Annotated in this window: 20 protein-coding genes and 1 pseudogene; 12 read left to right on the forward strand and 9 right to left on the reverse strand. The window is 39.1% G+C overall.

Annotated features, from left to right (window positions below):
* Positions 1-8: 8 nt before the first annotated feature.
* Entirely contained in the window at positions 9-611 is a 603-nt protein-coding gene (locus tag KHA99_RS26895; RefSeq protein WP_213120548.1) for an SCO family protein, read from the reverse strand.
* A 425-nt stretch (positions 612-1,036) separates the two neighbouring features.
* Here KHA99_RS26895 and KHA99_RS26900 point away from each other — a divergent pair, with 425 nt between their 5' ends.
* Entirely contained in the window at positions 1,037-2,962 is a 1,926-nt protein-coding gene (locus KHA99_RS26900; protein WP_213120549.1) for an endonuclease MutS2, read from the forward strand.
* 292 nt (positions 2,963-3,254) lie between these two features.
* On the opposite strand, the gene KHA99_RS26905 is transcribed toward KHA99_RS26900, so the two are convergent.
* Positions 3,255-3,392, reverse strand: coding sequence for a hypothetical protein (locus KHA99_RS26905; protein WP_213120550.1), 138 nt, complete (start codon positions 3,390-3,392; stop codon positions 3,255-3,257).
* A gap of 35 nt (positions 3,393-3,427) precedes the next feature.
* Here KHA99_RS26905 and KHA99_RS26910 point away from each other — a divergent pair, with 35 nt between their 5' ends.
* Positions 3,428-3,661: a cold-inducible protein YdjO-related protein gene (locus tag KHA99_RS26910; RefSeq protein WP_249366907.1), complete on the forward strand. Its 234-nt coding sequence runs from the start codon at positions 3,428-3,430 to the stop codon at positions 3,659-3,661.
* A 58-nt stretch (positions 3,662-3,719) separates the two neighbouring features.
* Here KHA99_RS26910 and KHA99_RS26915 read toward each other — a convergent pair whose 3' ends face one another.
* From KHA99_RS26915 to yhfH (KHA99_RS26925), 3 genes are all read right to left on the reverse strand, one after another.
* Positions 3,720-3,905 (reverse strand): hypothetical protein, encoded by a 186-nt coding sequence (locus tag KHA99_RS26915; protein ID WP_213120551.1) that lies wholly within the window; start codon positions 3,903-3,905, stop codon positions 3,720-3,722.
* Positions 3,906-4,010: 105 nt separating this feature from the next.
* On the reverse strand, positions 4,011-4,145 hold the full coding sequence (gene yhfH, locus KHA99_RS26920; RefSeq protein WP_213120552.1) for a protein YhfH: 135 nt from the start codon (positions 4,143-4,145) through the stop codon (positions 4,011-4,013).
* 86 nt (positions 4,146-4,231) lie between these two features.
* Complete coding sequence (gene yhfH, locus KHA99_RS26925; protein ID WP_213120553.1) at positions 4,232-4,366, reverse strand: protein YhfH; 135 nt, start codon at positions 4,364-4,366, stop codon at positions 4,232-4,234.
* 269 nt (positions 4,367-4,635) lie between these two features.
* Here yhfH (KHA99_RS26925) and KHA99_RS26930 point away from each other — a divergent pair, with 269 nt between their 5' ends.
* From KHA99_RS26930 to KHA99_RS31450, 4 genes and pseudogenes are all read left to right on the forward strand, one after another.
* Positions 4,636-6,816 (forward strand): PAS domain-containing protein, encoded by a 2,181-nt coding sequence (locus KHA99_RS26930; RefSeq protein WP_213120554.1) that lies wholly within the window; start codon positions 4,636-4,638, stop codon positions 6,814-6,816.
* Positions 6,817-6,968: 152 nt separating this feature from the next.
* Positions 6,969-7,109: pseudogene (locus KHA99_RS31635) on the forward strand (hypothetical protein); the annotation flags it as partial.
* Between the two features lie 24 nt (positions 7,110-7,133).
* Entirely contained in the window at positions 7,134-9,011 is a 1,878-nt protein-coding gene (fdhF, locus tag KHA99_RS31640) for a formate dehydrogenase subunit alpha (protein ID WP_372447642.1), read from the forward strand.
* 221 nt (positions 9,012-9,232) lie between these two features.
* The gene (locus KHA99_RS31450) at positions 9,233-10,081 is read left to right on the forward strand and encodes a 3D domain-containing protein (protein ID WP_213120557.1); all 849 of its coding nucleotides are present in this window, start codon (positions 9,233-9,235) and stop codon (positions 10,079-10,081) included.
* A gap of 276 nt (positions 10,082-10,357) precedes the next feature.
* Here KHA99_RS31450 and KHA99_RS26950 read toward each other — a convergent pair whose 3' ends face one another.
* Together KHA99_RS26950 and KHA99_RS26955 are read right to left on the reverse strand one after the other, a co-directional pair.
* A complete protein-coding gene (locus tag KHA99_RS26950; RefSeq protein ID WP_213120558.1) occupies positions 10,358-11,665 on the reverse strand; it encodes an MFS transporter in 1,308 nt (435 codons plus the stop codon).
* A gap of 218 nt (positions 11,666-11,883) precedes the next feature.
* Positions 11,884-13,374 (reverse strand): nitrate/nitrite transporter, encoded by a 1,491-nt coding sequence (locus tag KHA99_RS26955; RefSeq protein ID WP_213120559.1) that lies wholly within the window; start codon positions 13,372-13,374, stop codon positions 11,884-11,886.
* Between the two features lie 309 nt (positions 13,375-13,683).
* Here KHA99_RS26955 and KHA99_RS26960 point away from each other — a divergent pair, with 309 nt between their 5' ends.
* The 3 genes from KHA99_RS26960 (at position 13,684) to KHA99_RS26970 (ending at position 16,926) form a co-directional block, all read left to right on the forward strand.
* The gene (locus KHA99_RS26960) at positions 13,684-15,024 is read left to right on the forward strand and encodes a TrkH family potassium uptake protein (RefSeq protein ID WP_213120560.1); all 1,341 of its coding nucleotides are present in this window, start codon (positions 13,684-13,686) and stop codon (positions 15,022-15,024) included.
* A gap of 28 nt (positions 15,025-15,052) precedes the next feature.
* On the forward strand, positions 15,053-15,706 hold the full coding sequence (locus KHA99_RS26965) for a potassium channel family protein (RefSeq protein ID WP_213120561.1): 654 nt from the start codon (positions 15,053-15,055) through the stop codon (positions 15,704-15,706).
* Between the two features lie 71 nt (positions 15,707-15,777).
* On the forward strand, positions 15,778-16,926 hold the full coding sequence (locus KHA99_RS26970; RefSeq protein ID WP_213120562.1) for an acyl-CoA dehydrogenase family protein: 1,149 nt from the start codon (positions 15,778-15,780) through the stop codon (positions 16,924-16,926).
* A 70-nt stretch (positions 16,927-16,996) separates the two neighbouring features.
* Here KHA99_RS26970 and KHA99_RS26975 read toward each other — a convergent pair whose 3' ends face one another.
* Both KHA99_RS26975 and KHA99_RS26980 read right to left on the reverse strand, forming a co-directional pair.
* Positions 16,997-17,158, reverse strand: a complete 162-nt coding sequence (locus KHA99_RS26975) for a hypothetical protein (RefSeq protein WP_213120563.1) — start codon at positions 17,156-17,158, stop codon at positions 16,997-16,999.
* Between the two features lie 36 nt (positions 17,159-17,194).
* A complete protein-coding gene (locus KHA99_RS26980) occupies positions 17,195-17,374 on the reverse strand; it encodes an H-type small acid-soluble spore protein (protein ID WP_213120564.1) in 180 nt (59 codons plus the stop codon).
* A 431-nt stretch (positions 17,375-17,805) separates the two neighbouring features.
* Between KHA99_RS26980 and ltaS the strand changes: the two genes are divergently transcribed.
* The 3 genes from ltaS to KHA99_RS26995 all read left to right on the forward strand — a co-directional run bounded on the left by ltaS (position 17,806) and on the right by KHA99_RS26995 (position 25,287).
* Positions 17,806-19,764 (forward strand): lipoteichoic acid synthase, encoded by a 1,959-nt coding sequence (gene ltaS, locus KHA99_RS26985; RefSeq protein WP_213120565.1) that lies wholly within the window; start codon positions 17,806-17,808, stop codon positions 19,762-19,764.
* 754 nt (positions 19,765-20,518) lie between these two features.
* Positions 20,519-23,920 carry a hypothetical protein gene (locus tag KHA99_RS26990; RefSeq protein WP_213120566.1) on the forward strand — a complete coding sequence of 1,134 codons (3,402 nt, stop codon included), beginning with the start codon at positions 20,519-20,521 and terminating at the stop codon, positions 23,918-23,920.
* Between the two features lie 206 nt (positions 23,921-24,126).
* Positions 24,127-25,287 (forward strand): cation:proton antiporter, encoded by a 1,161-nt coding sequence (locus KHA99_RS26995; protein ID WP_213120567.1) that lies wholly within the window; start codon positions 24,127-24,129, stop codon positions 25,285-25,287.
* Positions 25,288-25,298 lie beyond the last annotated feature (11 nt).

The raw sequence follows: 25,298 nt of genomic DNA on the forward strand, positions 1-25,298 counted from the left end.
TTTTTATACTAATTAATTTTGTCCATTATTTTATTTTTAACTTCTTCGCGATTAAACCCATCACCCATCGGAAATTTGGCAACAAATTTATTGTTTTCGTCAATTAAGTAAGTGAATGTGGTGTGAACAAATTGTCCGTTTCCAGGGTCTTTATATTGGAATTGCAAGGCTTCACCAATCTCCCTAATCTTTTTCTGCTCATTTTTAATATTTTGTTTATCTCCTGTTAGGAATACCCAGTCTTTGCTATTTTCAATTCCAAACCCCTTCATATAATTGGACAATACTTCTGGAGTATCACGATAGGGGTCAATCGTAATCGTAATGAATTCGATATCTTCGCCGAATACCCCGCTTTTTTCTAAATCCTTTTTCAAAGCGGCCATCTTTTGTGTCGTGGTCGGGCAGACGTCAGGACAGTGTGTGTAAATGAATTCAATGAGCTTTAATTTTGTTGGATCCTTGCCAAATATATATTGATCACCATTTTGATTGATTAATGTAACATTGCCTGGAATTTTAGTGTTTGCATCCCTAATAAGAAAATATGAAATGCCGGCAGCAATACCGATAAATATGGCTAAACTGCAAATAAGGTAGATTTTTTTCATTACGATTCCCTCCTAACAATAAGATAAAGAAGTTTTAACAAAAATGATATGGATATTTTGTGAACAAAAAATGGGCAGTGATAATATTGACAATTCATTCCAAATGTAATAATCTGAAGATAAATTTAAGTTTTCTTATTAAAAGGAGTATGTTTTATGTTAGGTGTCGTTCTTAACTAATCCAACTAATTGGATATTTTCATTCCGGCCGCCTTTTTGTTTTTTTGATAACAAAAAAGGTTTATTTGAGTATGAGCAAGGAATGAGGTTAAGAACAATGGGCAGTCATAAGCATACATTTTATAACCAATGTAGCTGTGTACACTCGTGTAGACAGTTTTTATTTTGGTTTATTTTGTTGTATTTTTCATTTGCCGCAATGACATTGTTCATTGCGGCTATTTTTATTTTGGGAGGAATCTAAGTTGAATCAGCATACCTTTAATGTATTGGAATTTAAACAAATAAAAGAAACTATTGCAGGCTTTGCCATGACAAAGGAAGGAAAAGCAAAAATTGAGGGCCTGACACCATCTTCTAATAAAAAGCAAATTGAAGCTTGGCTTGATGAGGTTACGGAAGCCGTCAAGATTTTGGAAAAAAGTGCCAGTGTTCCTGTCCATGGACTTGATGGGATGGAACAGATGCTTTCCAACTTAAATAAAGGAGTGGTCTTCCGTCCGGATCAGTTAATGAAGCTGTACGATTTCTTGGTTAGCTGCGGGAAGATGAGAAGATATATGAAGGATAAGGAATATTTTGCGCCAAGAGTTGCGTCCTATGTCGATGTAATTGAAGAACTGCCGGAGCTTGCCAATGAAATTAATCGCTGTATCCGTAATAGCAGAGTGGACGATTATGCCAGCAAGGAGTTATTAAAAATTAGGAAGCAAATGGCCATTCAGGAGGAGCGCCTGAAGGAAAAAACCATGCAGCTGGTAAGGTCAAATAAATATAAGCTATATTTACAAGAACAGGTTGTCAGTCAGCGAAATGGAAGATTTGTAATACCGATAAAAAAGGAGTATCGGACCAAAATTAAAGGGACAGTCTTGGATACATCGGCATCAGGAGCAACATTGTTTATTGAACCTGAGGATATTGCTATATTTCAAGATCAACTTACCTGGCTTATGGCCGATGAAGAGACCGAGGTACAAAAAGTTCTCAGCTGTCTAACTGGAATGGTGGAGCTATATGAAACGCAAATTCGTCTGGCAGTAGAAACAATGGTTCACTATGATTTTTTGTTTGCAAAAGCAAAGTATTCCCGTTCCATCAATGGCTCCAAGGTGAGAATGAATGACACTGGTAATATTGAGCTAATTGAGGCAAAGCATCCGTTGTTAGGTGAAAAAGCTGTACCATTGACTTTTAGTATGGGTGATAATAAACGAGCCTTAATTATTACTGGGCCGAATACGGGCGGGAAAACGGTTACCATCAAAACGGTTGGGCTGCTCACACTAATGGCTCAATGCGGACTTCATATACCTGCAGATGAAAAGAGTAATATTAGTATTTTCCAAGCTATTTTAGTTGATATTGGGGACGGTCAGAGTATTGCCGAAAATTTAAGTACGTTCAGTTCCAGAATCGTTAATATCATTGCAATTTTAAAGAATGCAAACAATCGCACATTAACTTTAATAGATGAACTTGGTTCCGGCACTGATCCGGGTGAGGGAATGGGTCTGGCAACAGCCATTCTTGAAACTCTTTACGAAAAGGGGGCCGTGATTTTGGCCACAACCCATTATAGTGAAATAAAAGATCTTGCCGAACAGCATCCGGGATTTATGAATGGGTCAATGGAGTTTGATCTTAAGAGCTTAAGTCCAACCTATCGTTTAATGATAGGGAAAGGGGGCGAAAGCCAGGCCTTTGAGATTGCTTTGCAGTTGGGAATCCACCCGAAAATTATTGAAAAAGCGCATAGCGTAACGTATAAAGAAGAAAAAACCTATGTTTCTCCTGTTTCGGACTATTGGAAACTTAAGGATATGGAAAAGCAGGTTATCATCAACAAATACCAAGACAAAAAGCCGGCTGTAAAACCTGTCCAACAAGTGCCTTTATATCAGCAGGGGGACAATGTAAAAATCACACCGGGAAATGAATTTGGGATTGTTTATAAAGGACCAGATCAGCAAGGAAATTATATTGTCCAGATAAAAGGTGAAAAAGTATCGGTTAACCATAAGAGGATGAAGCTATATATTGCCGCAAATGAATTGTATCCTGATGATTATGATTTCGATATTATCTTTCAGACGAAAGAAAATCGCAAAAAAAGCAAGATTTTATCAAAAAGACATGATGACCAGATTACAATTGACCATGTAGAATAAACGTTTATTTTTTCAGAATTACCGTATCTCAATTTAATATCTATGCTAAGGGGCCTGTTGATTTCCGCTCCGGGCACTCGCTTTCCGCGGGGAGGTCCTGAAGCCTCCTCGGCGCTTTAGCGCCTGTGGGGTCTCCAGTGACCTCTATATCCCACAGGAGTCGAGTGCCCTCCGCTCCAATCAACAGTCCTGTTTAATTGCCTTTACCAATCACACTTTTTAATAATCCAATACAAAGAATCGTTAATAAAATAATTATAAAAGGCTATCGAAATTGGATAGCCTTTTATAATTATTTTTTATTCTGTAAATATTGTTTAGCCAGTAGCTGCTTTACTTCGTTATAGCTTAGACCTGACTGCTTGTTTAGACGTTTTACTTCTTCAATATCTGTTCCAACAATAGAATAACGCTTCTGATTTGAGTTCATCTTAATTCCTCCAATTGAAAAAGAAAAATGAAGAAATGAAAAGGCTAATTTTGGACATACTAAAGGAAAAGGAGGCGGTTCCGATTTTTTTTGGTAAACGTGCAAAAGAAGAAGAAATGGAAACAATTCTTATTGATACTGAAATTTATTCATGCATGGATAATTCATGTATAGGCTGGATGAGAAAGGATTTTGTATCTGACGATTTACTGTGCCCAATGTGTGGTAATGAAATGATACAGGAAATTCGTGAGCTTCCGAAAATATAATAAGTTTCGTGACAAAGACTGTCTTGCTGATGACAGTCTTTATCTATACTCAAATCTTCTACAAATTTTCGTTTTGCTGGCCGATTTCACCGGCGGCAATAATTGAATTGGCTTCTTTAAGAAATTCATGCTCATCGACCGAATCACCGGGAACATTTTTTAAATTTGGATAGATGGCCCCATTATTAATGGTAATGGATTTTTCTTTTGGAGCGGTTGTCAAATAATCTTCCTTCTTTGCCATTTCATCATCTCCTTACGTACAGGTTTTGCATTCCAATGGGCTTCTATGCTTCCCTATTTTTGACCAAAACGGAAAAAACTCTCCGGTCCGTCCGGAGAGTTTTTGTTATTCTGCTTTCTTTGATAGGCAGCGGTCACATTCCATTAGGTAAGATTCAGCTTGCTCTTCCATATGCTGACCGCATTCAGGACATTCTTTTTTTGGAAGGTTACGGAAAAATTCAACTGGGCTCATTAACATTATTAAACATCTCCTTTATAGTACAGTTGTTTATTATTGTGTTTGTTGTAGTACAGGGCAGTCAAAAATAAAAGCTTACCCTCTTTTTATTCTGCTTTTTTAGATAAACAGCGATCACATTCCATTAGGTAAGATTCAGCTTGCTCCTCCATATGCTGACCACACTCAGGGCATTTCTTTTTAGGCAGATTACGAAAAAATTCAACCGGACTCATTAACATTTAAAACTCCCCCCTTTATTAATACAGTTTATTTTAATCCCTCTTGTTATAGTACAGTATAAACAAAAAATTTAAAAATGTGTAGCCTTTTTTCTAAAAAAGTTAAATTTTTTTAAAAATAAGTCTTTTATCCCGGACAAGTAGGTTTATTAATGTTTATTTATGAAGGATTTAATTTGGGGAAAATTAAACAAAAATTTATCTTTCCTAACATTTTGCTTTCCATTACAATCATAGTAGAAATAGGTTAAATGGGGGAATGCACGTTAATGAATGCATTTTTAGGAGATTTTCATCCTTATCTTTTTATAATTGCTGTTGGACTAACCTTTATGGCTTCTTATACGGCCTTAGACATGTTTTCCTTAATTAGGACCTCAGATCAAAATAAAAGGCTGCTTTTTATAGGCGGCACACTTTCAATGGGAATTGGCGTATGGGTAACTAATTTTATTGGATTATTAACGACAAATAGTACCCTGTTTGCAAATTACCATATCCCATTAACGATTCTTTCCATATTTATAGGAGTAGCATTCACTGGAATGGCGTTTTTTCCGCTGTTTGGAAAAGAAATTAAGATGTCACATCTGTTTGCTGGCAGTTCATTACTAACAATAGCCGTTTTTTCCATCCATATTATAGGCATTTATTCTATGAGTGTGACAATTAAATACCATTTCCTTTTATTTGTTTTTTCTGGACTGTTAATGTTCGCAGCATTCTTCTTTTCTTTTTGGATTTTGTTTTCTGTAAGGAATTTTCCGACTGAAAATCAAGTATGGCTGAAGCCAGTAAGTTCGATTATCTTAACTGCAGCGATAGCTGAGGGACATATTTTATTAAAGAAATCGACATTATTAATCACAGATAACAATACGGTTAATAGTTCTGCTCCAGATAGTCTGTTTTTTACTTATTTGGTGCTGTTTGTTTCTGTCCTTATAATGGCGGGACTGATTGTTTCAAGTACCTTAATTAGCAAACAGCTAGCCGCATCCGATTACAACTTAAAGGAATCAATTAAAGAAGTAAAAGATATTACCTTTGCTTTAGATCAATCATCCATTGTAGCGATAACCAATTCTAAAGGTATTATTACATTTGTTAATGATAAATTCAGTGAAATATCGAAATACTGCCGGGATGAATTAATTGGACAGGATCACCGCATTTTAAATTCCGGATACCATTCAAAAGACTTTTTTAAAGATTTATGGAAAACAATTGGCCAAGGTAATGTTTGGCACGGAGAGATTTGCAACCGTGCCAAGAATGGAGGCCTATATTGGGTGGATACAACAATTGTTCCCTTTTTAAATAGTAAAGGGAAGCCGTATCAATATGTGGCGATTCGGACGGATATTTCAGACCGAAAACGTGCTGTTGAACATTTAAAAGAAACGATGAAGGAAAATACTGATATTAAATTTGCTTTGGACCAGTCTTCGATTGTTGCCTTTACGGATTCAAGGGGGAAAATTACCAGCGTAAACGACAAGTTTTGTGAGATATCCAAATATAGCCGGGAAGAGATCATTGGAAAGGACCATAATATATTGAATTCCGGTTACCATTCCAGGGACTTTTTCAAAAACCTATGGAAAACGATTGGGGAAGGAAAGGTTTGGAAAGGGGAAATCCGTAATAAAGCGAAGGATGGAACTTTTTATTGGGTCGATACCACGATCGTTCCATTTCTCAATGAACATGGAAAGCCATATCAGTATTTGGCGATCCGCAATGATATAACAGAACGGAAGAAGACAGAAGAAGTTCTCCACCGGCAAGATAAGCTTGCCGCGGTTGGGCAATTAGCTGCCGGCGTTGCCCATGAAATCCGCAACCCGCTGACATCTATGAAGGGTTACACGGAATTTTTGCAGTTAGATGAGCAAGATCCTGAACGCCTTGAATTTTTAAATATTATTTTAGATGAAATTGAGCGCGTCAATACCATTGTCGAGGACTTCATGGTCTTGGCTAAACCAAAGGCAGTGGAATTAGAAGAAAAGAATGTTGTACCTGTTATCCAGAATGTGGTTTCACTGCTTGAGTTTGAGGCACGTAAGAAAAACGTCCGTCTGATGTTTAACTGCAATCAGGAAATAATCCAGATAGAATGTGATGAAAACCGTTTGAAGCAGGTCTTTTTAAACTTTATAAAAAACGGTATAGAGGCCATGCCGAATGGTGGGGATCTGCATGTTAACACGATGATTCATGAGAATAATGTGCAAATATCCATTCAAGATACCGGTGTTGGCATACCAAAAGAAAAGCTGAAAAAGCTCGGAGAACCTTTTTTCACTACCAAGAAAAATGGTAATGGACTAGGGTTAATGGTCAGCTTTAAAATTATCGAAAGCCATAACGGGAAAGTATTTGTAGAAAGTGAACCAAACAAGGGAACAACCTTCAATATTCTATTGCCGGCAAAAACAGCCTAAATCGGAAGAGCCAATCTTCCGTTTTTCTTTTTTGAAAAATAGACAAAATTTTTCGCGAAAAAGGAAACCATAAATGTAATAAATAGATTAATATGATTATATAGATAGTTTAGTTATCACAGGGAGGGAGCATTTTGGGTGAAGCAAATTTAGTGAAGACAATTTGCGGCTATTGCGGTACAGGCTGCGGATTAGTCCTAGAGGTTCAGGATAATAAAATCGTCAAAATCCGCGGTGACAAGGAAGCACCTGTAAACAAAGGACAAACCTGTGTCAAAGGTGCATTTGCCTATGAGTATGTTCATGCCAAAAAACGGCTGACAGCACCTTTAATAAGAAGGGCCGGGGAACTGGTGGAAACCACTTGGGAAGAAGCTTATCAATTTATTGCAAGCAAACTTTTTGACGTAAAAAGCAAGTGGGGGTCAAATGCAATCAGCATGTTCGCTTGTGCGAGAAGCACAAACGAATCAAATTATATAACGCAAAAATTTATGAGGACGGTCATCGGCAGTAACAATATTGACGGCTGCAACCGAACGTGACATGCCCCAAGCGTTGCCGGTCTGGCAACTATTTTTGGAAGCGGTTTCCCAACGAATACTTTGGAGGATTTTGACAAAGCGGAAGTATTACTGCTAATGGGCTCTAACACGACAGAGGCACACCCAATTATCGCTAATCGCATGAAAAAAGCAGCAAAAGCCGGCCTCAAAATCATTGTTGTCGACCCAAGAAAAATAGAAATGACAAAAGTGGCCCACCGCCACCTGCAAATCAATGTAGGCACTGATATTGCCCTAATAAATGCCATAATTCGGGTAATTCTAAAGGAAGGTCTTTATAATCAAAAATTTATTGAGCAATTTACAATAGATTTTGATAAGTTGACAAATCAGGTTGAGCTATATACACCGGAATATGCGGCCAAGATCACAGGTCTTGCCCCGGAAGAGATCGTGGCCACTGCCAGGGAGTATGCAAATGCGAGCGCTTCGATGATTGCTTATACATTGGGAATTACCGAACATCACTGTGGTGTGAACAATGTTTTCGACATTGCTAATCTTGCCCTTTTAACCGGAAACATTGGAAAGCCGGGCTCCGGAATTATGCCGCTAAGGGGACAAAATAATGTTCAAGGTGCCGGTGATATGGGCTGTCTTCCAAATCAATTGGCAGGAGCAATGAGCTTAACTAATGATGAATACAGAGCACGTTATGAAAAGGAATGGAATATTACCCTAAATCCCCAGGCGGGCGATACCCAAACCAGGACCTTTGATCGGCTTGAGATGGGAGAGCTAAAAGGACTTTATGTGATTGGGGAAAATCCACTTCTCGCCGATGTTGATATGAACCATACAAAAACATTGTTCAAAAAGCTGGATTTATTAATCGTTCAGGACATTTTTCTGACTGAAACCGCGAAAATGGCTGATGTTGTGCTTCCTGCCCGTTCCTGGGGTGAAGTAGAAGGGACTTACACAAACACGGACCGGCGGATCCAACGAGTACGTAAGGCTGTCGAGCCAGGTCCGAATACAAAGGAAGATTGGGTCATTCTTTGCGAGCTGGCGACATTGATGGGTTATCCAATGCATTATAACAACAGCGAAGAAATTTGGGATGAAGTTAGAAAAATCGCATGGGAAATGTACGGGGGCATTTCGTATGAGCGGCTGGAGAAGGAATACAGCATTCATTACCCTTGTCCAGATGAAAACCACCCAGGCACATTTATTATGCATGAAAGGTTCCATCAAAACGAAGCGGCTTCTAAAAAAGCTCCTTTTGTGCCTGTTGATTATACACCGCCTATGGAGCCACCGGATGAAGAGTATCCTTTTACGTTGACCACAGGCAGACGTTATGAGTCGTACAACACGCATACACAGACTCGGCATTATGCTGCGGGTGTGAAGATTAGACAAACAGAGGAGACTGTTGACATCCATCCCGAAGATGCCAAAGCACTTGGAATAGTGGATGGGGAAATAGTCCAAGTCCGCTCTCGTAGAGGAGAGCTGCAGGTAAAAGTAAAAATCACGGAACAGGTTGTTCCTGGTCTTGTCTTTATGAGCTTTCACTGGAGCGAAACACCGACCAATGTATTGACTTTAAATGAATATGACCCAATTTCAGGGACGGCTGAATATAAAGCATGTGCAGTAGCAATTGAACGAATAAACTAATATACAATAAGGAATAGTGGAAATGGGCAATCCACTATTCTTTTTAATTCCTGTTTCTCCAAATCGTGGACGGGTTGGAATTTTTTAATGTATCAGAAATGCTATTGTAATATAATTGCCATTCTTGTCAATGAATTAACATCTCCCTGTTCTTTTTCTGTTGAAAAACCATGTTAAGATTACCTTAGACATGCTTCGATGGGAACATAGGAGGTAGTTAAATGATTTTTAAAATAAAAACATTCATTGCAGCTATTGGATTATCAGCGGGTTTTGGGGTGCACGCACATGCTGCAGCGCTAGCAGTGCCTCAAGTGGACTCTTTAAATGAACAGCCGGTAATGAATATTACAAATGTGCAAACTTTTGATGATTGGATGAAAATATCAACTCTAAATGATATTCCAATGTTACAAAGTGAAAAACAGCTGATTATTAACAAAAAAGATACTTTCTGGGACAGTGCTAATCACATTCAGGAATCAGTCGTTAAAGCAAATGAAACCATCATTAGTCCGGAAACACAGATTGTTGCTCCTAAAGTTGTGGAGAAAAATGAGCAGAAACCAGAAACTGCTGCACCAATTCAAGACAAGACAGAAATAGCCGTTAGCGAGCAGGATAACAGCAAACCACAGGAACAGCCTGTTGCCCTAAATAAGCCGTCTGCTGAAACTCCTGACAATAACAATCAAAATAATAATACTATCGAAGCTACTACAAATGATAATAATAACAACAATACCATCGATGCAAAGCCGGTTGAAAATCAAAATCAACTAAAGGAGATCACTGTAGATGCTACTGCTTATACAGCTTCATGTGAAGGCTGCTCCGGCATTACCAAAACGGGTATAGATATAAAGGCTAACCCAAATGCAAAAGTGATCGCAGTAGATCCAGCAGTCATACCACTTGGAAGCAAGGTATATGTTGAGGGATACGGTGAAGCAATTGCAGGTGATATTGGCGGGGGAATTAATGGACATGAAATTGATGTGTTTATCCCTTCAGAACAAGATGCACTTAAATGGGGACGTAAAACAATTACAGTCAAAATATTAAACTAAAACAAGCCGGATTATTATCCGGCCTTCAAATTGCCGAGAAAGGGTATTCTTCTCGGCAATTTTTTTTTAGTAAATTTATTGTCTCTGCTAATGGGCCTGTTGATTTCCGCTCCGGGCACTCGCTTTCCTCGGGGAGGTCCAGGAGCGCCAATCAACAGACTTGTTAAAAAGCCTTATATTAATAATATTACAACAAATAATGCAGTGAATCGTTAAATAAAATGAGTAAAATAAAAGGCAGTCGAAAGTTTCTCGACAGCCTGAGAAGCCGGATGATTATCCGGCTTGTTTTGCTAGTTCTTGGGTTTTTGCAACAGTAGCTTTTCTTTGATAGAAGTACCAGTTTAAAACGAATGAAATAGCATAAAATCCAATAAAGAAATAAAACGCTGTTACTGGTGTTCCAGTGGCTTTAACAGACCAGCCGAACAGTTTTGGAATTAAGAATGATCCGTAAGCGGCAAATGCTGCTGAAAAGCCTATAACTGGTGCAGCTTCCTTTGGTATGAAAATATTTGGAATCATTTGGAAGGTAGAGCCAGAACCAATCCCTGATGCAAGGAACAAAATTAAGAAAGAAATTAAAAATCCTGCAAATTGTTTAGCATTAAGGAAATAGATTACTCCAATGGCACCAATTGTCATAACAACAAATACATAGGCTGTAACCATTGCTCCACCCAGCTTATCTGCAATCCAACCGCCTACAGGTCTAGCCGCAGCTGCCACTAGCGCGCCAAGGAAGGCAAGTGAAATGTATTCTGGGAACTGAGACTTTAATAAAAGCGGGAATGCTGCTGAATACCCAATAAAAGAGCCAAATGTACCGATGTAAAGAATGGTCATAATCCAGGTATGTTTACGTTTTACAATAACAAATTGGTCTGCAACTGATTGCTTTGCACCTGGTACGTTATCCATTTTAAATGCTGCAAGTAATGTAACGAGCACAATTGGAATGACCCATATAAAAGCTGCATTTTGTAACCAAACTTCTTGACCGTTAGATAAAACTTGTTTATCACCAATTAAGGCAAATGTTCCAGAAGTAATGACTAATGGTGTGATAAATTGAACAACTGAAACTCCCATGTTTCCTAAACCACCGTTAATTCCCAGGGCAGTTCCTTTTTCACTCTTTGGAAAGAAAAAGCTGATATTCGCACTTGAAGATGAGAAGTTACCGCCGCCTAATCCGCACAGTGCAGCAAGAATCAGCATGATAGAGTATGGTGTATCCGGGTTTTGTACTGCAAAGCCGATTCCAATAGCTGGTATCGCTAATATCGCAGTTGAAATGACGGTCCAGTTTTTGCCCCCTATCGTTCCGACTGCAAATGTATAAACAAAGCGAAGTGTTGCTCCGACAAGACCCGGGATGGCGGCTAAAGTAAAGAGCTGTTCCTCCGTAAAGTTAAATCCAATATCATTTAAGCGAATGGCAACCACTGACCAGATTTGCCAAACGATGAAGGCAAGCATTAATGATGGGACGGAGATCCATAGATTTCTTTTTGCGTGTTTTTTCCCTTCCGCTTTCCAGAACTTTTCGTCTTCAGGGTTCCAATACGTTATTTGAGCCATTTTGATTTCCTCCAATTTGGATTTCTATTTTTAGTTTGTTAGTTTTGTTGTTTACGTTGTTAATATAAACCATAGGATAGCATGAATTTTGTGACGAACGTCACAAAAGTAGTGAAGGAACTGTGAACACACATTAGTTGACAAAAAGTTGTAATAAATTGATCCTGTTAGCAAAAAAAAGAGACCTTCTTAACGAAGATCCCTGTAGCTTTTTAACTTTACGCACTTTCCTCTTTAAACATCCCTAGGTAATTTTTGGTTTCACCTAAATCATCTTTAATCGCTGTTATAGTCAGCCATTCCTTATAAATCTCATTATTTTTACGCTTATTCCAAACGTACCCTTCCCAGTATCCTGTCGATGAAAGGCTCGCCCACATTAGTTTATAAAATTCGTTGTTATGCTCCCCGGATTGCAAGACGCTTGGGGTCTTTCCAACTACTTCCTCCTGTTTGAAGCCGGTAATTTTCGTGAAAGCCGGATTCACTCTTTGAATGATTCCATTTGGATCAGTGACACAAATTCCATCGACGGCATGGTTCACAATTTGTGCGGAAATCTCAAGTTTTTCATGGTAGTAAAGCCATACGACGATGACCAAACTGGCCAATGAAAATTCAGAAAGGGCCATGAATCCAATGGCATAATGACCTGTAAGATTAAAGAGAATGGTTAGAATAATTGGAGGGAAAAAGCCTCCAAGTCCTCCCATCGCTGAAACAATGCCATTAACGATTCCTGCCTGCTTTGAAAAATAGAGAGGAACCAGTTTGAAAATAGCCCCATTTCCGATTCCAGCAAAGAAAGCAACCAATAAACAGCCAAAAGAATAAATGGGCAGGGAGGGTGTAAAAGACAGTAAAAAGCCGGCAAATGTAAGGCTGAAGAAAACTGTTGCGAGAATCATAAAAGGATTTACTTTATCCCCTAACCATCCGCCGACCGGACGGAATAGAGTAGCCAAAGCAATAAATCCTGCAGTACGCAGACCTGCGTCCACCTTCGATAGCTCAAAGTGATTCACTAAAAAGGACGGCAGATAAATCGTAAAGGCTACAAAAGCCCCAAAGGTTATAAAATAAAACAAGCTTAAAAACCAAAGCTTCGGATTTCGATAAACTTTATTAATTTGTTCAGATAATGGAAGGTTAACCTTTTGTTCCTCACGGTCACCAAAAAGAAAATTTAATAAGGCAAAAATGATCACAATGATCAGATATATTTGTATCGTTGTTCTCCAGCCAAACTCAGTGGCCAGTGCTGGTGCGAGGAAGGATGTAACAGCTGTGCCGATATTACCTGCACCGTATATACCATTAATAAAACCATGCTTTGTTTTGGCATAATATTTTGGGAGAGAAGTTACCCCTACGGAAAATATCGCCCCGCCAATCCCAAGCAAAAATCCGCCTGCAATTAACATAAACATTGAGTTGGCATAACTGATGATGGCAATCGGTACCATGAGAAGTACAAAACTGATTGAAAATAATTTTCTTGCTCCAAAGCGATTAGTCCAATAGCCGATTGGAACTCTAAGGAGTGACCCAAGTATAACAGGAACCGCTGTGGCCCAGGCAATTTGCGTTGAAGAAAGTGTAATATCTACCTTAATAAAAGGCATTAATGAAGAAATGAGCACCCATACCATAAACCCACCGATTAGGCTTCCTGTTTGCAAAAATAGCTGCTTTGTTCCTTGATTCATTCATATTCCTCCTCTGCCTTACAATAAATTAAAAATAAATCTTCCTAATTTATTTCATGCACCACCAACGAATTATTTCCTCCGAAGCATTATAATACATAAAACTGTCACATTCTGTGAGGAATGACACATAAAAGTAGGAAAATTGTTTAATAAAGTTCAAAATTCAGCAGTAACAGCCAAGTGTTATAGGGTGAGAGGAAGGATAGGATGTCAATAGAATTCATATTTCATGGACGGAATGGAAAATATATGACAAGAGTTTCGACTTTTTAGGCATTTTAAAGTTAAAAGGTGAGGAAGGAATGTATGAAGCGAAAAAAAAGATTTTATCTTGACCCGCCACAAATACTTGTGCTTGGATTTGCTCTCATTATTTTAATTGGCGCAATCCTGTTGACCCTCCCGGTTTCTACAGTGGACGGAAAAGGTCTGCATTTTTTAAATGCCTTGTTTACGGCAACTTCAGCCACATGCGTGACAGGCCTGGTGGTGGTAGATACGGGAACCACGTTTACTTTGTTCGGCCAATTGGTTATTTTATCTTTAATTCAAGTAGGCGGCCTTGGCTTTATGACATTCGCAACCCTGTTTGCCCTCCTCCTCGGTAAAAGAATATCATTAAAAGAGCGAATCCTCCTTCAGGAATCCTTAAATAATATTTCCATGGAGGGGATTGTCCGCCTCGCAAAACGGATTTTAATTTTTACATTCGTCATTGAATTAACCGGTGCGGTACTATTAACCATTCGTTTTTCATTTGATTTTCCCATTGGAAAAGCCATTTACTATGGAGTATTTCATTCTATTTCAAATTTTAATAATGCCGGTTTTGATTTGATGGGTGAATTTCATAGCTTAACAAGTTATGTAGACGACCCAATTGTCACATTAACAGTTTGTGCATTAATAGTATTAGGCGGAATTGGCTTCATCGTTATGAATGAGCTTTACGAATATCGATTCTCTAAGAAGTTGTCCCTGCATACAAAAATTGTTCTTGTTACCACGATTTTTTTTGTCGCACTTGGAACAGTCGGAATTTTCTTCCTTGAACTTACAAATGATAAAACGATTAAGCCATTGACACTGTCTGGAAAAATCCTTGGTTCCCTGTTTCAATCGGTAACAGCAAGAACGGCCGGGGCCAATACCTTAAGCATCGGCGACCTAAGACATGCATCGTTATTTTTGATAATTGTGCTTATGTTTATTGGTGCATCCCCAGGTTCTACTGGTGGTGGGATTAAAACAACCACTTTTACCACTTTGATGGGAGCGGTTTGGTCACAAATCCGCGGGAAAGAGGATGTGATTTTCTACCGGCAGCGGATTGGTTATGAAACGATTTATAAGGCCCTTACGGTAACACTTAGTGGACTGTTTCTCGTCATGGTGGTTACACTTGTCCTCACTATAACCGAAACTGGGAAGGACTTTTTAATGATAATGTTTGAAGCGACTTCCGCTTTTGCAACAGTCGGCCTCTCAATGGGACTGACACCGGAACTATCTTCTATTGGCAAAGGAATCATTATATTTACGATGTTTGCTGGCCGGGTTGGGCCGTTAACAATCGCTTATGCAGTCACTATACGCAGAAACCCGGATGCTTTCCGATATCCTAAAGGCAAAATCATGATTGGCTAAACTGACAGCGAGGAGGATACTTCGAAAAATGGCAGATCAATTTGCAGTTATTGGATTAGGCAGATTTGGACTAAGCATCGCCAAAAAGTTATATGAATCTGGAAGGGATGTGCTCGGTGTTGATGTAAACGAGGAAAGGGCAGATGAGGCACAGAACTATGTAACCCATTCCGTTATCGCTGATTCGACCGATCCGGAGGCGTTAAAATCAATTGGAATTCGCAATTTTGATACCGTTATAGTCGCAATCGGCAATGATATTCAGGCCAGCATCTTAAGTGTCTTGCTTTTAAAGGAATTAGGAGTAAATAAAGTCATTGCCAAAGCCTTAAATAAACTCCATGGGGAAGTTTTAAAAAAGGTAGGGGCCGATTGGGTTGTCTTTCCGGAGCGGGATATGGGAATAAGAGTGGCCCATCAACTGATATCCCCAAAGGTGCTGAACTTTATTGAATTGTCCAAGGATTATAGTGTTGAAGAAGTAAAAATACCTGAAAAAATGACGGATAAAACCTTAAGAGAACTCGATTTGCGCGCCAAGTACAATCTTAGTGTCATCGCAATTCGCCACCATGACGATATTTTTATTTCCCCTTCACCTGATAAAATCATCGACCATGGTGATGTTCTAGTCGTCATCGGAGAAAACCGAGACCTTGAGCGATTTGCAAATCTCGAATAACCTAAGTCCCTCCATTTGAATGGGGGGATTTTATTTGCGAAAATATAATTATGTTGAGAGGAGAGGTCGAGATGAAATTTACTGAATTAGAAACCACCAAAGAACGGCTGGAATTAATGAAAACATTAGCAAATCGTTTCCAATCGAGAGCCCATAAGGTAGATGTGGAGGGTGGGTTTCCGTTTGATAATATTCAGGACCTGAAAGACACGGGCTATACCACATTAACAGTACCTAAAAAGTACGGCGGCAAGGGAATCTCTCTTTCCGAAATGATTAAACTTCAAGAACTGATTGCTGAAGGGGATGGTTCAACTGCCCTAGCGATTGGCTGGCATATGGGCATTATTTATAATTTGAGCGAAAAAAATTCATGGAAAGAACCTATTTTCAAATTTTTATGTGAACAGGTAATGGCAGGATCGTTAATTAACAGTGCAGCCACTGAACCAAAAACAGGCAGCCCGACGCGCGGCGGCAGGCCGGAAACAACGGCTGAACAAAAGAGCGGCAGGTGGCTTCTCAATGGCAGGAAAACCTTTACTACCATGTCTCCGGTTCTTGATTATTTTATCGTCAGTGCAAGTCTAAAGGGTACTGAGGAAATTGCAAATTTTCTTATTCCTCGATCTGCTGAAGGACTAAAAATCGAAGAAACCTGGGACGTAATAGCCATGAGGGGTACGGGAAGCCATGATTTGGTATTGGAGGATGTCATTATACCTGGCGAGTATATAGTCGAGCCAATTAAACCGGGTAAAAAGAGGGCGATGGGTTGGCTGCTTCATATTCCTGCCTGCTATTTAGGAATTGCAAAAGCGGCAAAAAGATATGCCATAAATTTTGCCGAGGAATATTCGCCAAATAGCATCCAAGGTACAATCATTGATTTGCCAAATGTTCAGCAAAAAATTGGGGAAATAGAATTGAAAATCATGCAGGCCGAATTTTTCTTGTATGGTGCCGCCAAACAATGGGATGAATCAACTGAGGAAGAAAGAGAAAAGCTCGCTCCTGTATTGGGGGCCGCCAAATTAACGGTGACAAATTCCGCTATTTCCATCGTGGACCTTGCAATGAGAATAGTAGGGGCAAAAAGTCTTTCATCCCAAAACCCCCTGCAGCGTTATTACCGTGACGTGAGGGCAGGGCTCCATAATCCGCCAATGGATGACATGACTATCCAGCTGCTGGCAAAGCATAGTATTACCAATAACTAACCTGCAGTAACCAACCGACCAATTAAAGTACAATCAAAAAAAGTGTAAGGCAGGAACTAGGGTTCCTGCCTCACACCATGTCCTCATTTTCCTTTTCGAGATCAGCCGGCTGCGGCTGTGCTTGTTGAGTAATTGTTCCTAGCACTTCCCTATCATATTTACCTAAGTCTTTTCCCGCACCCGGCGCAATATTAGACATAGGCAGCTGTTCCAATTCTTTCCCTCGAGGCATTTATATTCATTCCTTTATTTATAAAGTAAGAAAATTTTACTCTTCGATAAGCTCGCTGATTTCCACCGTCGATCTTTCTTCAAGCGGCCCGCGCAAATGGACAGTCGCGGTTTCCCCATCCTCATTTAACTGGTCAATCCATACAGATGCACCATTGTATTTAACCACAATATCAGCTGATGAAGATAGGATTTGTTTTACCCTATTGACATTCATTACGTTCACTCCTCTATTAATAATCATTTTAGTCTGTGATGAAAGAAGTGAATTTATGCAATGATGTAAATGTAACCGCTTTCTTCTATTATATATAGAAAAAACTCCTATAAAAGATAAGACTAATATCCGATTGCACATGAAGAACCGAATGTATATGCTAGGTAGAAACACAAATCTACAGGAAAACCGGAAAAAAAATAAGGCAGTCACAAAAAATAAATTAATAAGAAAATGCTGAAACTAAATTTAATTTCATTCGTCTTATATTATTGAGTTTGAAAATAGTCATGTCCAACTCTCTAATGGCATAAGAATAAAGGGACATTCAGCATCCCGTTAATGTTTTTCTTTTTATAGAAAATATGATATAGTAATTGAGGTTCGTTTACCGAAGTTAAATTTGGTAAGTGAGAGGAGAAGTTTTAAAAATGATTAAGGAAAGACTTTTAAAAAAAGTAAACAAAAGTCATATTACATTTTACGTCATTGCCGTTGTTTTATTTTGGCTAAAAACCTATGCGGCATATCAAATTGAATTTAATTTAGGAATTGATAACAGCCTACAAGAATTTTTATTATTTATCAATCCATTGAGTTCGGCGTTATTCTTTTTTGGTATTGCCTTGCTCTTTAAAAAGCGTACTAAGCTTGTTATGATTATCACAAATTTTATATTGTCCTTTTTACTTTATGCAAACATTGCTTATTATCGCTTTTTTAATGATTTTATAACCGTACCTGTTTTAATGCAGACAAAGACAAATGCCGGACAATTGGGCGACAGCGCTCTATCACTCATGTCCCCGCTTGATGTTTTTTATTTTACAGACTTCTTTATTTTAATTGCCCTTGCTTTAACCGTGTTCAAACAAGTGACGGTTACAAACAGGAAGTCATTTAAAATCGTTCTTTTGTTTTCGATTACGACATTTTTGTTTAACTTGGGACTTGCGGAAAAGGATCGTCCACAGCTATTGACCCGATCTTTTGACCGAAATTATTTAGTGAAATATCTTGGTGCATATAACTTCACGATTTATGATGTCATTCAAAATATTAAATCATCGAGCCAAAGAGCACTGGCAAATTCAACTGATGTTACTGCGGTAGAAAACTATGTTAAAGCGAATCATGCAGCACCTAATCCTGATTTCTTTGGCAAGGCCAAAGGAATGAATGTGATTACTATTTCAATGGAATCATTTCAAACCTTTATGATTGATTACAAGATGCCGGATGGCCAGGAAGTCACACCGTTTCTAAATTCATTGACACATGATCAGAATACATTTTATTTTGAAAACTTTTTCCATCAAACTGGGCAGGGAAAAACCTCGGATGCCGAGTTTTTAATGGAAAACTCATTATACCCGATGGCTCAAGGTGCTGTGTTTGTCAACAAAGCCCAAAACACTTATCAGGCTATGCCAGCCATTTTAAAAGGGAACGGCTATAATTCCGCCGTCTTCCATGGCAACTATAAAACATTCTGGAATCGGAATGTGATGTATAAGGCCTTAGGGTATGATCAGTTTTTTGATGCGGAATATTACAACATGACTGATGAAAACACGAAGAACTATGGCTTAAAGGATAAACCGTTCTTTGCTGAGTCCATGCCAATGCTCAAGAGCTTAAAGCAGCCATTCTATACAAAATTTATTACCTTATCTAATCACTTTCCTTTTGAAATGGATCCAGAGGACACAGATTTCCCTGCTGGAAATACCGAGGATACTGTGGTTAATCAATATTTCCAATCCGCACATTATATGGACCAGGCATTGGAACAGTTCTTTAATGATTTAAAGGCTTCAGGTTTATATGATAATACAATGGTTGTTATGTACGGTGACCATTATGGCATTTCCGAAAACCACAACGATGCCATGGCACAAGTGCTAGGAGTGGATGAAATTACTCCTGCTATTAATGCTAAATTACAGCGGGTACCTTTATTTATTCATGTACCAGGAGTACAAGGCGGGATTCAAAAGCAATTTGGCGGCGAAGTAGATGTTCGTCCGACCGTTCTTCACTTACTTGGTATTGATACGAAGGACTACCTGGAGTTTGGCTCAGATTTACTGTCGCCAAATCATCGTAATTGGGCTTTATTCAGGAATGGGGATTTTGTATCCTCAGATGTTATTCAAGTAAAAGACAAATGCTATTCAACTGAAACAGGTGAGCTTTTAGAGAATTCAGAGGCCTGCAAGGATATTGCAGACAAGGTAAGCTCAGAACTGCAAATGTCTGATGAGGTTGTCTACAAAGACCTGCTTCGTTTTTATCAGCCGGAAGGATATACGTCAATCAATCCTAACGACTATGAATACTTGGGACCTAAGACAGGCAAGACGTCCAAAACAACTGAAAGCAACTAACAAAGAGGGAAGATGAAAATCTTCCCTCTTTTAGATTGTCGTGTTTCTCGACAATTTTTTGTTTTACCTAATATATATAATTTTTATTGATTGTTTCCCTCTACCAGGCCTGTTGATTTCCGCTCCGGGCACTCGCTTTCCGCGGGGAGGTCCTGAAGCCTCCTCGGCGCCAAGGCGCCTGTGGGGTCTCCAGTGACCTCTATATCCCGCAGGAGTCGAGTGCCCTCCGCTCCAATCAACAGGGAGGCAATTCAAACTAAAGTATTGCAACACACATTTTCCAACCTAGATAAGTGTATTGCAATCTTTTTTTCGTATTTTGAAAATCTGCAATATGGAGAGCATGCGCTCTTACATTAATTCATATTCACCTTGGTTTTACTCTTTAGCTTAAAAATTGATTTCATCACTTTTTTTATTATTTATTGTAATATTTAGATTTCTTTGAATACACCTGTTGATTGGCGCGGAAGGCACGAAGACTCCTGCGGGAGTACGGGGCAGGGGAGACCCCGCAGGAGCGATAGCTCCGAGGAGACTCCCCTGCACGCCCGCGGAAAGCGAAGTGCCGGGAGTGCCAATCAACAGACCTGTTGAAGTTTTCGACAGCCTGACAGAGGGAAGATGCCGGATCTTCCCTCTTTTTTTTATTTGAAATAAAAATGTTGAAAAATCCTAATAATAGTGTAAAATTTCACTAAAGGGATATAATTGTATTTAATGGGAAAATGTTCATTGTGGAGAAGGTGATGAAATGGAACCTAGCAAAAGAGAAGAGAGGCGAAAAATTTTTCGCCAGGAGCTTTTCACCCTTAAAGAAGAAGGATACCTTTCTGAGGCAATCGTCGAAACGGTTGCAAAAGCACACCATCAATACCATTTGGATTTATTAAAACATGAGAGAATACCTATTCAAACGAAAAACACGGAGCCTGTCAAAAAAATTGCACCAAAACCCCAAAAGACTAAAAAGGTACTAACAGCGGAAGAGATTCGTGAAAGGAATATCACTTGGTCATTAAACATTGGAGTTATCTTTTTGTTGATTGGCGGATTATTCGTGGCCACAAGCAATTGGGAATCCATGACAAGTGTGATGAAAAGCGGTTCCATTGCAGTGGTTGCATTAATGTTTTTTGGAATCGCCATGCTTGCGAAGAAAGTACTGAAAATTGAAAAAACAGCGTTTGCCTTTATTGTTCTTGGGAGTTTATTTCTGCCTATTTTTATCTTATCGTTAGGCTGGTTTGGACTATTAGGCGGGTATTTATCCATCAATGGGGAAGGCAGATATTTGCTTGGTATGCTGGGGAATATTGTTCCGGTCATTGTTTATCTCCATTTTGCCAAAAACTTGGAATCTAGGCTGTTCGTCTGGTTTTCCTATGTATCGGTTTCTGCGGGTGCTGCTTTTTTGCTGGCTGGCCTAAAACTAAATGTCGACTTCTTTTATTTTGGGATGATGCTGTTTAATGTGGTTCTTATTTTTATTTATCACCAGCTTAAGGGCAAAGAAACTTATAAATTGTTTACCATAGAATTTGTGCCCTATATACAGGTCAATCTCGTCCTTTGCACCTTATTCATGCTGTTTTTATATGACAATGAAGTTCTTTATAGTTTTAACCTTCTTTTGACCGCTGTGGTTTATTTATCGATGATGTATGTAAGTGGAAGAAAGGAATATCACTTCATATTTAGTGTGATGATTGTTTATGGAGCTTATCAGTTGATTGAAAACAGCTTCCTGGATTACTTTGGAGAGATTGTCTATGCCTTAATCGGTTTTGCCTTTGTGTTTATTCCGAAAGCGCTAGATAATAAGTTTTCACTTGATCGGGTATTTCAATATACAAGTGCCATTATCTCTGGTTTAGCTTTTATTTATATTAGCTTGGAGGGCATTTTACTCCGCTCCGGAAGCCCCTCCCTAGTACTCATGCTTGCCTATTTTATCATAGCAGCAAACTTTATCTATTTAGCTTATAGCAGTGGAAAAAAACTGTTTCCATATTTAAGTTCTGCTTTCATGGCATCAGGACTTTATGAGGCAATCCCTTTAGTCTTATGGAAAATAGAAGGTATTGATATTTCACTCTCGATATTTTGCAGTGGATTCCTCTTGTTCACTTTAATAGGAGTAGTAAGAGTTAAATGGCTATCTATTATTCATACAAGTTCCAAGGATGTTGGCTTAGCAGTAATGGCAGCAGCTATTATGAGTGCTATCCTGTTTAACCAATGGTGGGAGCTTGGAGTTATGCTGCTTCTAACGGTTATGGTCACTTATTTGATTTTGAAGAAGGAAGCAGGCGTTAATTTTAAGGAAATGGCTCATTGGACTCTGCCAGTTTCACTTGGTTTTTCAGTGGTTAGCTTTGGACAGGAATTAAATATACGAAATGAATACTATTCCGTTGAGTTTGGAAATGCAGTCAATTTTGCGGCAGGGGCCATTCTGGTGGTACTATCAGCAGTACTTTGGAAAAAGTGGAGTGAGAAAAAGTTAAGCAAAACTTCCCTTTATTCATCGGCCAGCCTTTATGCGATTGCCATTGCCCATGCTTTATTTGGGCCAGTTAACCAGTTATGGGTACAGCCAATAATTATTGCAATAGGCGTTGCGCTTTACTTTTACCTATATAAAAAGATTGGAACGGAGTGGGCACCGTTTCTTGTAAGCATCAACACAATGCTAGTTTATTTTTCGGTCATTCATTCCGTTTCTCTGAAGGTTGAATTTGGCCAACTCACGAGTTCCTTAATGGCTACAACAAGTGCAGTTTTCTTGCTGGGGATCGCTTACTTAACCAGAAAAATAGATTCCGTCTTGTCAGCTGCCTTTGTTTGGACGGGGCATATCTTGTATCCAATTGCGCTGGCGGCTACGTTGGTTCTTTATCACACGGAGGCGCTTTATAGCTTTGCCATATCATTGATTGTATACGGTCTGAGTGCAAATTTGGCCAAAATAGAATGGAATATCAAAATATTCCTTTACGGTGCTTTTACTTCGTTATTTTTACTAATTTCAACTGGTATGGATAAATGGCTGGATTCTGTTGTGGGATTGTATGAATTCCCAATTACAGCGGCTTTCATTCTATTATTCTCCATGCTGGTGAAGGATGAATATAAAAAGAGAACGGCCTACTACTTGATTCCATTCGCTTTTTTCGGAATTGGCTGTCTCCTTTGGACGTATCCGTTTAACTGGCAGCCTTATATCGTGATAGTTGCTTACACTTTGGTCACATTACTTTATTTGCATAAAACAAAATGGGATGTACTTGGTATCATTCCGTTGTTTTTCTTGTTTGCGGCAACGGCACAATTTTCTTATTTAGGTGACCTAACCCCTGTACAAAATTTGCTCCTATCAGGCGGGTTGGGGATCTTGATGTCGGCAATCGGCCATAAGGTATACGAACAGCTGATCATCAAGGGAACAAATCTTATTACTATCAGAATAGACGGGTATACCATTATTTCCTTTTTGTATTTTTGGCTGATGTACTTCTTTATGGATGAATCACTATGGAGTCACGCTCTCCCAGGCATATTGATTGCCGGTAACTTTTTCTTGCAAAGAAAAAGAGTACCAGCAAATTTCTCAGTTTTAATCGGGATAATCGGCCTCGCTTATTTATTGCAGCCATACTATGCCATTATTGGGCTCCTCGATATTCCTCTTTTATGGGAGAGGGAAGTCCAGGTGCTGCCTATCATTGTCTTGGTGATATTCATTCGCCGTCTATTAAAAGGAAGGTACTCACAAATAACTAAATCGATTGAATGGGCCGTCCTTATCATTGTTTCACTATTATTAATACAGGATGGGCTGGCAAGCAATACTATTTATGATGCTATCATTCTTGGTTCACTTTCCTTACTGTCCATGCTTGCGGGAATGTATTTGCAAATAAAAGCGTACTTTTTTACAGGTGCAGGTGTTTTACTTCTGAATGTATTTTTGCAAACAAAACCTTATTGGGGGAATATGCCATGGTGGGCTTATTTGTTAATCGCTGGACTTATTCTGATTATGGTAGCCAGCTTTAACGAATGGCATAAACAAAAACTCCTGAAAGGGGAAACGACCTTTATTACTGTTATAAAGGAAAAGACAATTGATCGAATTAAGAGATGGGATTAACCATCTGAAATTTTGTCTATTTTACTTGAAAAATACCATAAATTCTGTTACTATAGTGTTAACTTAATATTTGTCAATTAGGAGGAGTCTGTCACTTAGGGATGCGTATGCCCTTTGTTGACAGGCTTTTTTTGTCTCCATTTGTAAAGAGTCTGTTTGTAAAATTCAGACTCTTTTTTTATTTTTTAGAAGGAAAGGTGATTTTGATGGAGTTATTATTTCAATTGGCGGTTATTTTAATTGCCTCCAAAATAGCGGGGGATATCAGTGCCAGACTGGGACAGCCTTCTGTGTTGGGAAAACTGGTTATCGGTATTATTCTAGGGCCGGCTGTTTTGGGACTAGTCGAAGAAACAACGACATTGGAACAGCTCAGCCAAATAGGAGTCATTTTGTTAATGTTCATTGCCGGCATGGAAACTGATTTGGATGAATTTAAGCGTTCAGGAAAAGCTGCCACATTTGTGGGGTTAAGCGGAATAATTGTTCCTTTGGCGGTCGGTTTTTTGGCCGGAATTCTCATGAATATGACCACGATTGAAGCCTTATTTTTAGGGCTGCTTCTTTCCGCTACAAGTGTCAGTATTTCTGTACAAGCGCTTAAAGAGTTAAATAAAATGCAGTCAAAAGAGGGAGCAGCAATTCTTGGGGCAGCCGTCATCGATGATGTCGTGGTTATTATTGCCCTGGCGTTTTTAATGAGCATGGCTGGCGGCGATGTGAATTTAAGCATGGTCATTATTAAAAAGGTGCTCTTTTTCGGTGGCGCCATTTTAGCGGCTTGGAAGCTTGTTCCGTGGATTTTAAAAAAGTTTGCCCCATTAAAGGTTACCGAGTCAGTCATTTCAGCGGCATTAATCATTTGTTTTCTTTATGCCTATTTAGCTGAGGTAACTGGTGTGGCCGCCATTATTGGAGCGTATATTGCGGGTGTGGCGATCAGTTTAACAGACTTCAAAAAGGAAGTCTTTGAGAAAGTGGAAACGATCGGCTATTCTTTTTTTGTTCCAGTGTTCTTTACATCGATAGGTGTAAAGGCTAGCTTCGAAGGCCTTGCGCAAAATATTGGGCTAATTATTGTCCTTAGCATAATTGCCATTTTAACAAAACTTATTGGTGCAGCCGCGGGTGCTAAAATGGCCCGTTTCTCATGGAACAGTTCACTTGGAATTGGTGCAGCCATGGTTTCTCGTGGTGAAGTTGCTTTGATTCTTGCCACAATCGGTATTGAGGCTAAATTAATCAACCAACAGCTGTTTTCCATCCTAGTTATCGTTGTTCTTGTGACTACAATTGTAACCCCTCCAATGATGAAGTTTTTCTTTCAGCGGGGCGTCAAGCAAAATGCAATGAAGAGTACGGCATAAAGTAAGAGGCT

Source organism: Neobacillus rhizophilus, from assembly GCF_018343535.1.
In the GTDB taxonomy this organism is placed as follows: domain Bacteria; phylum Bacillota; class Bacilli; order Bacillales; family Cytobacillaceae; genus Neobacillus; species Neobacillus rhizophilus.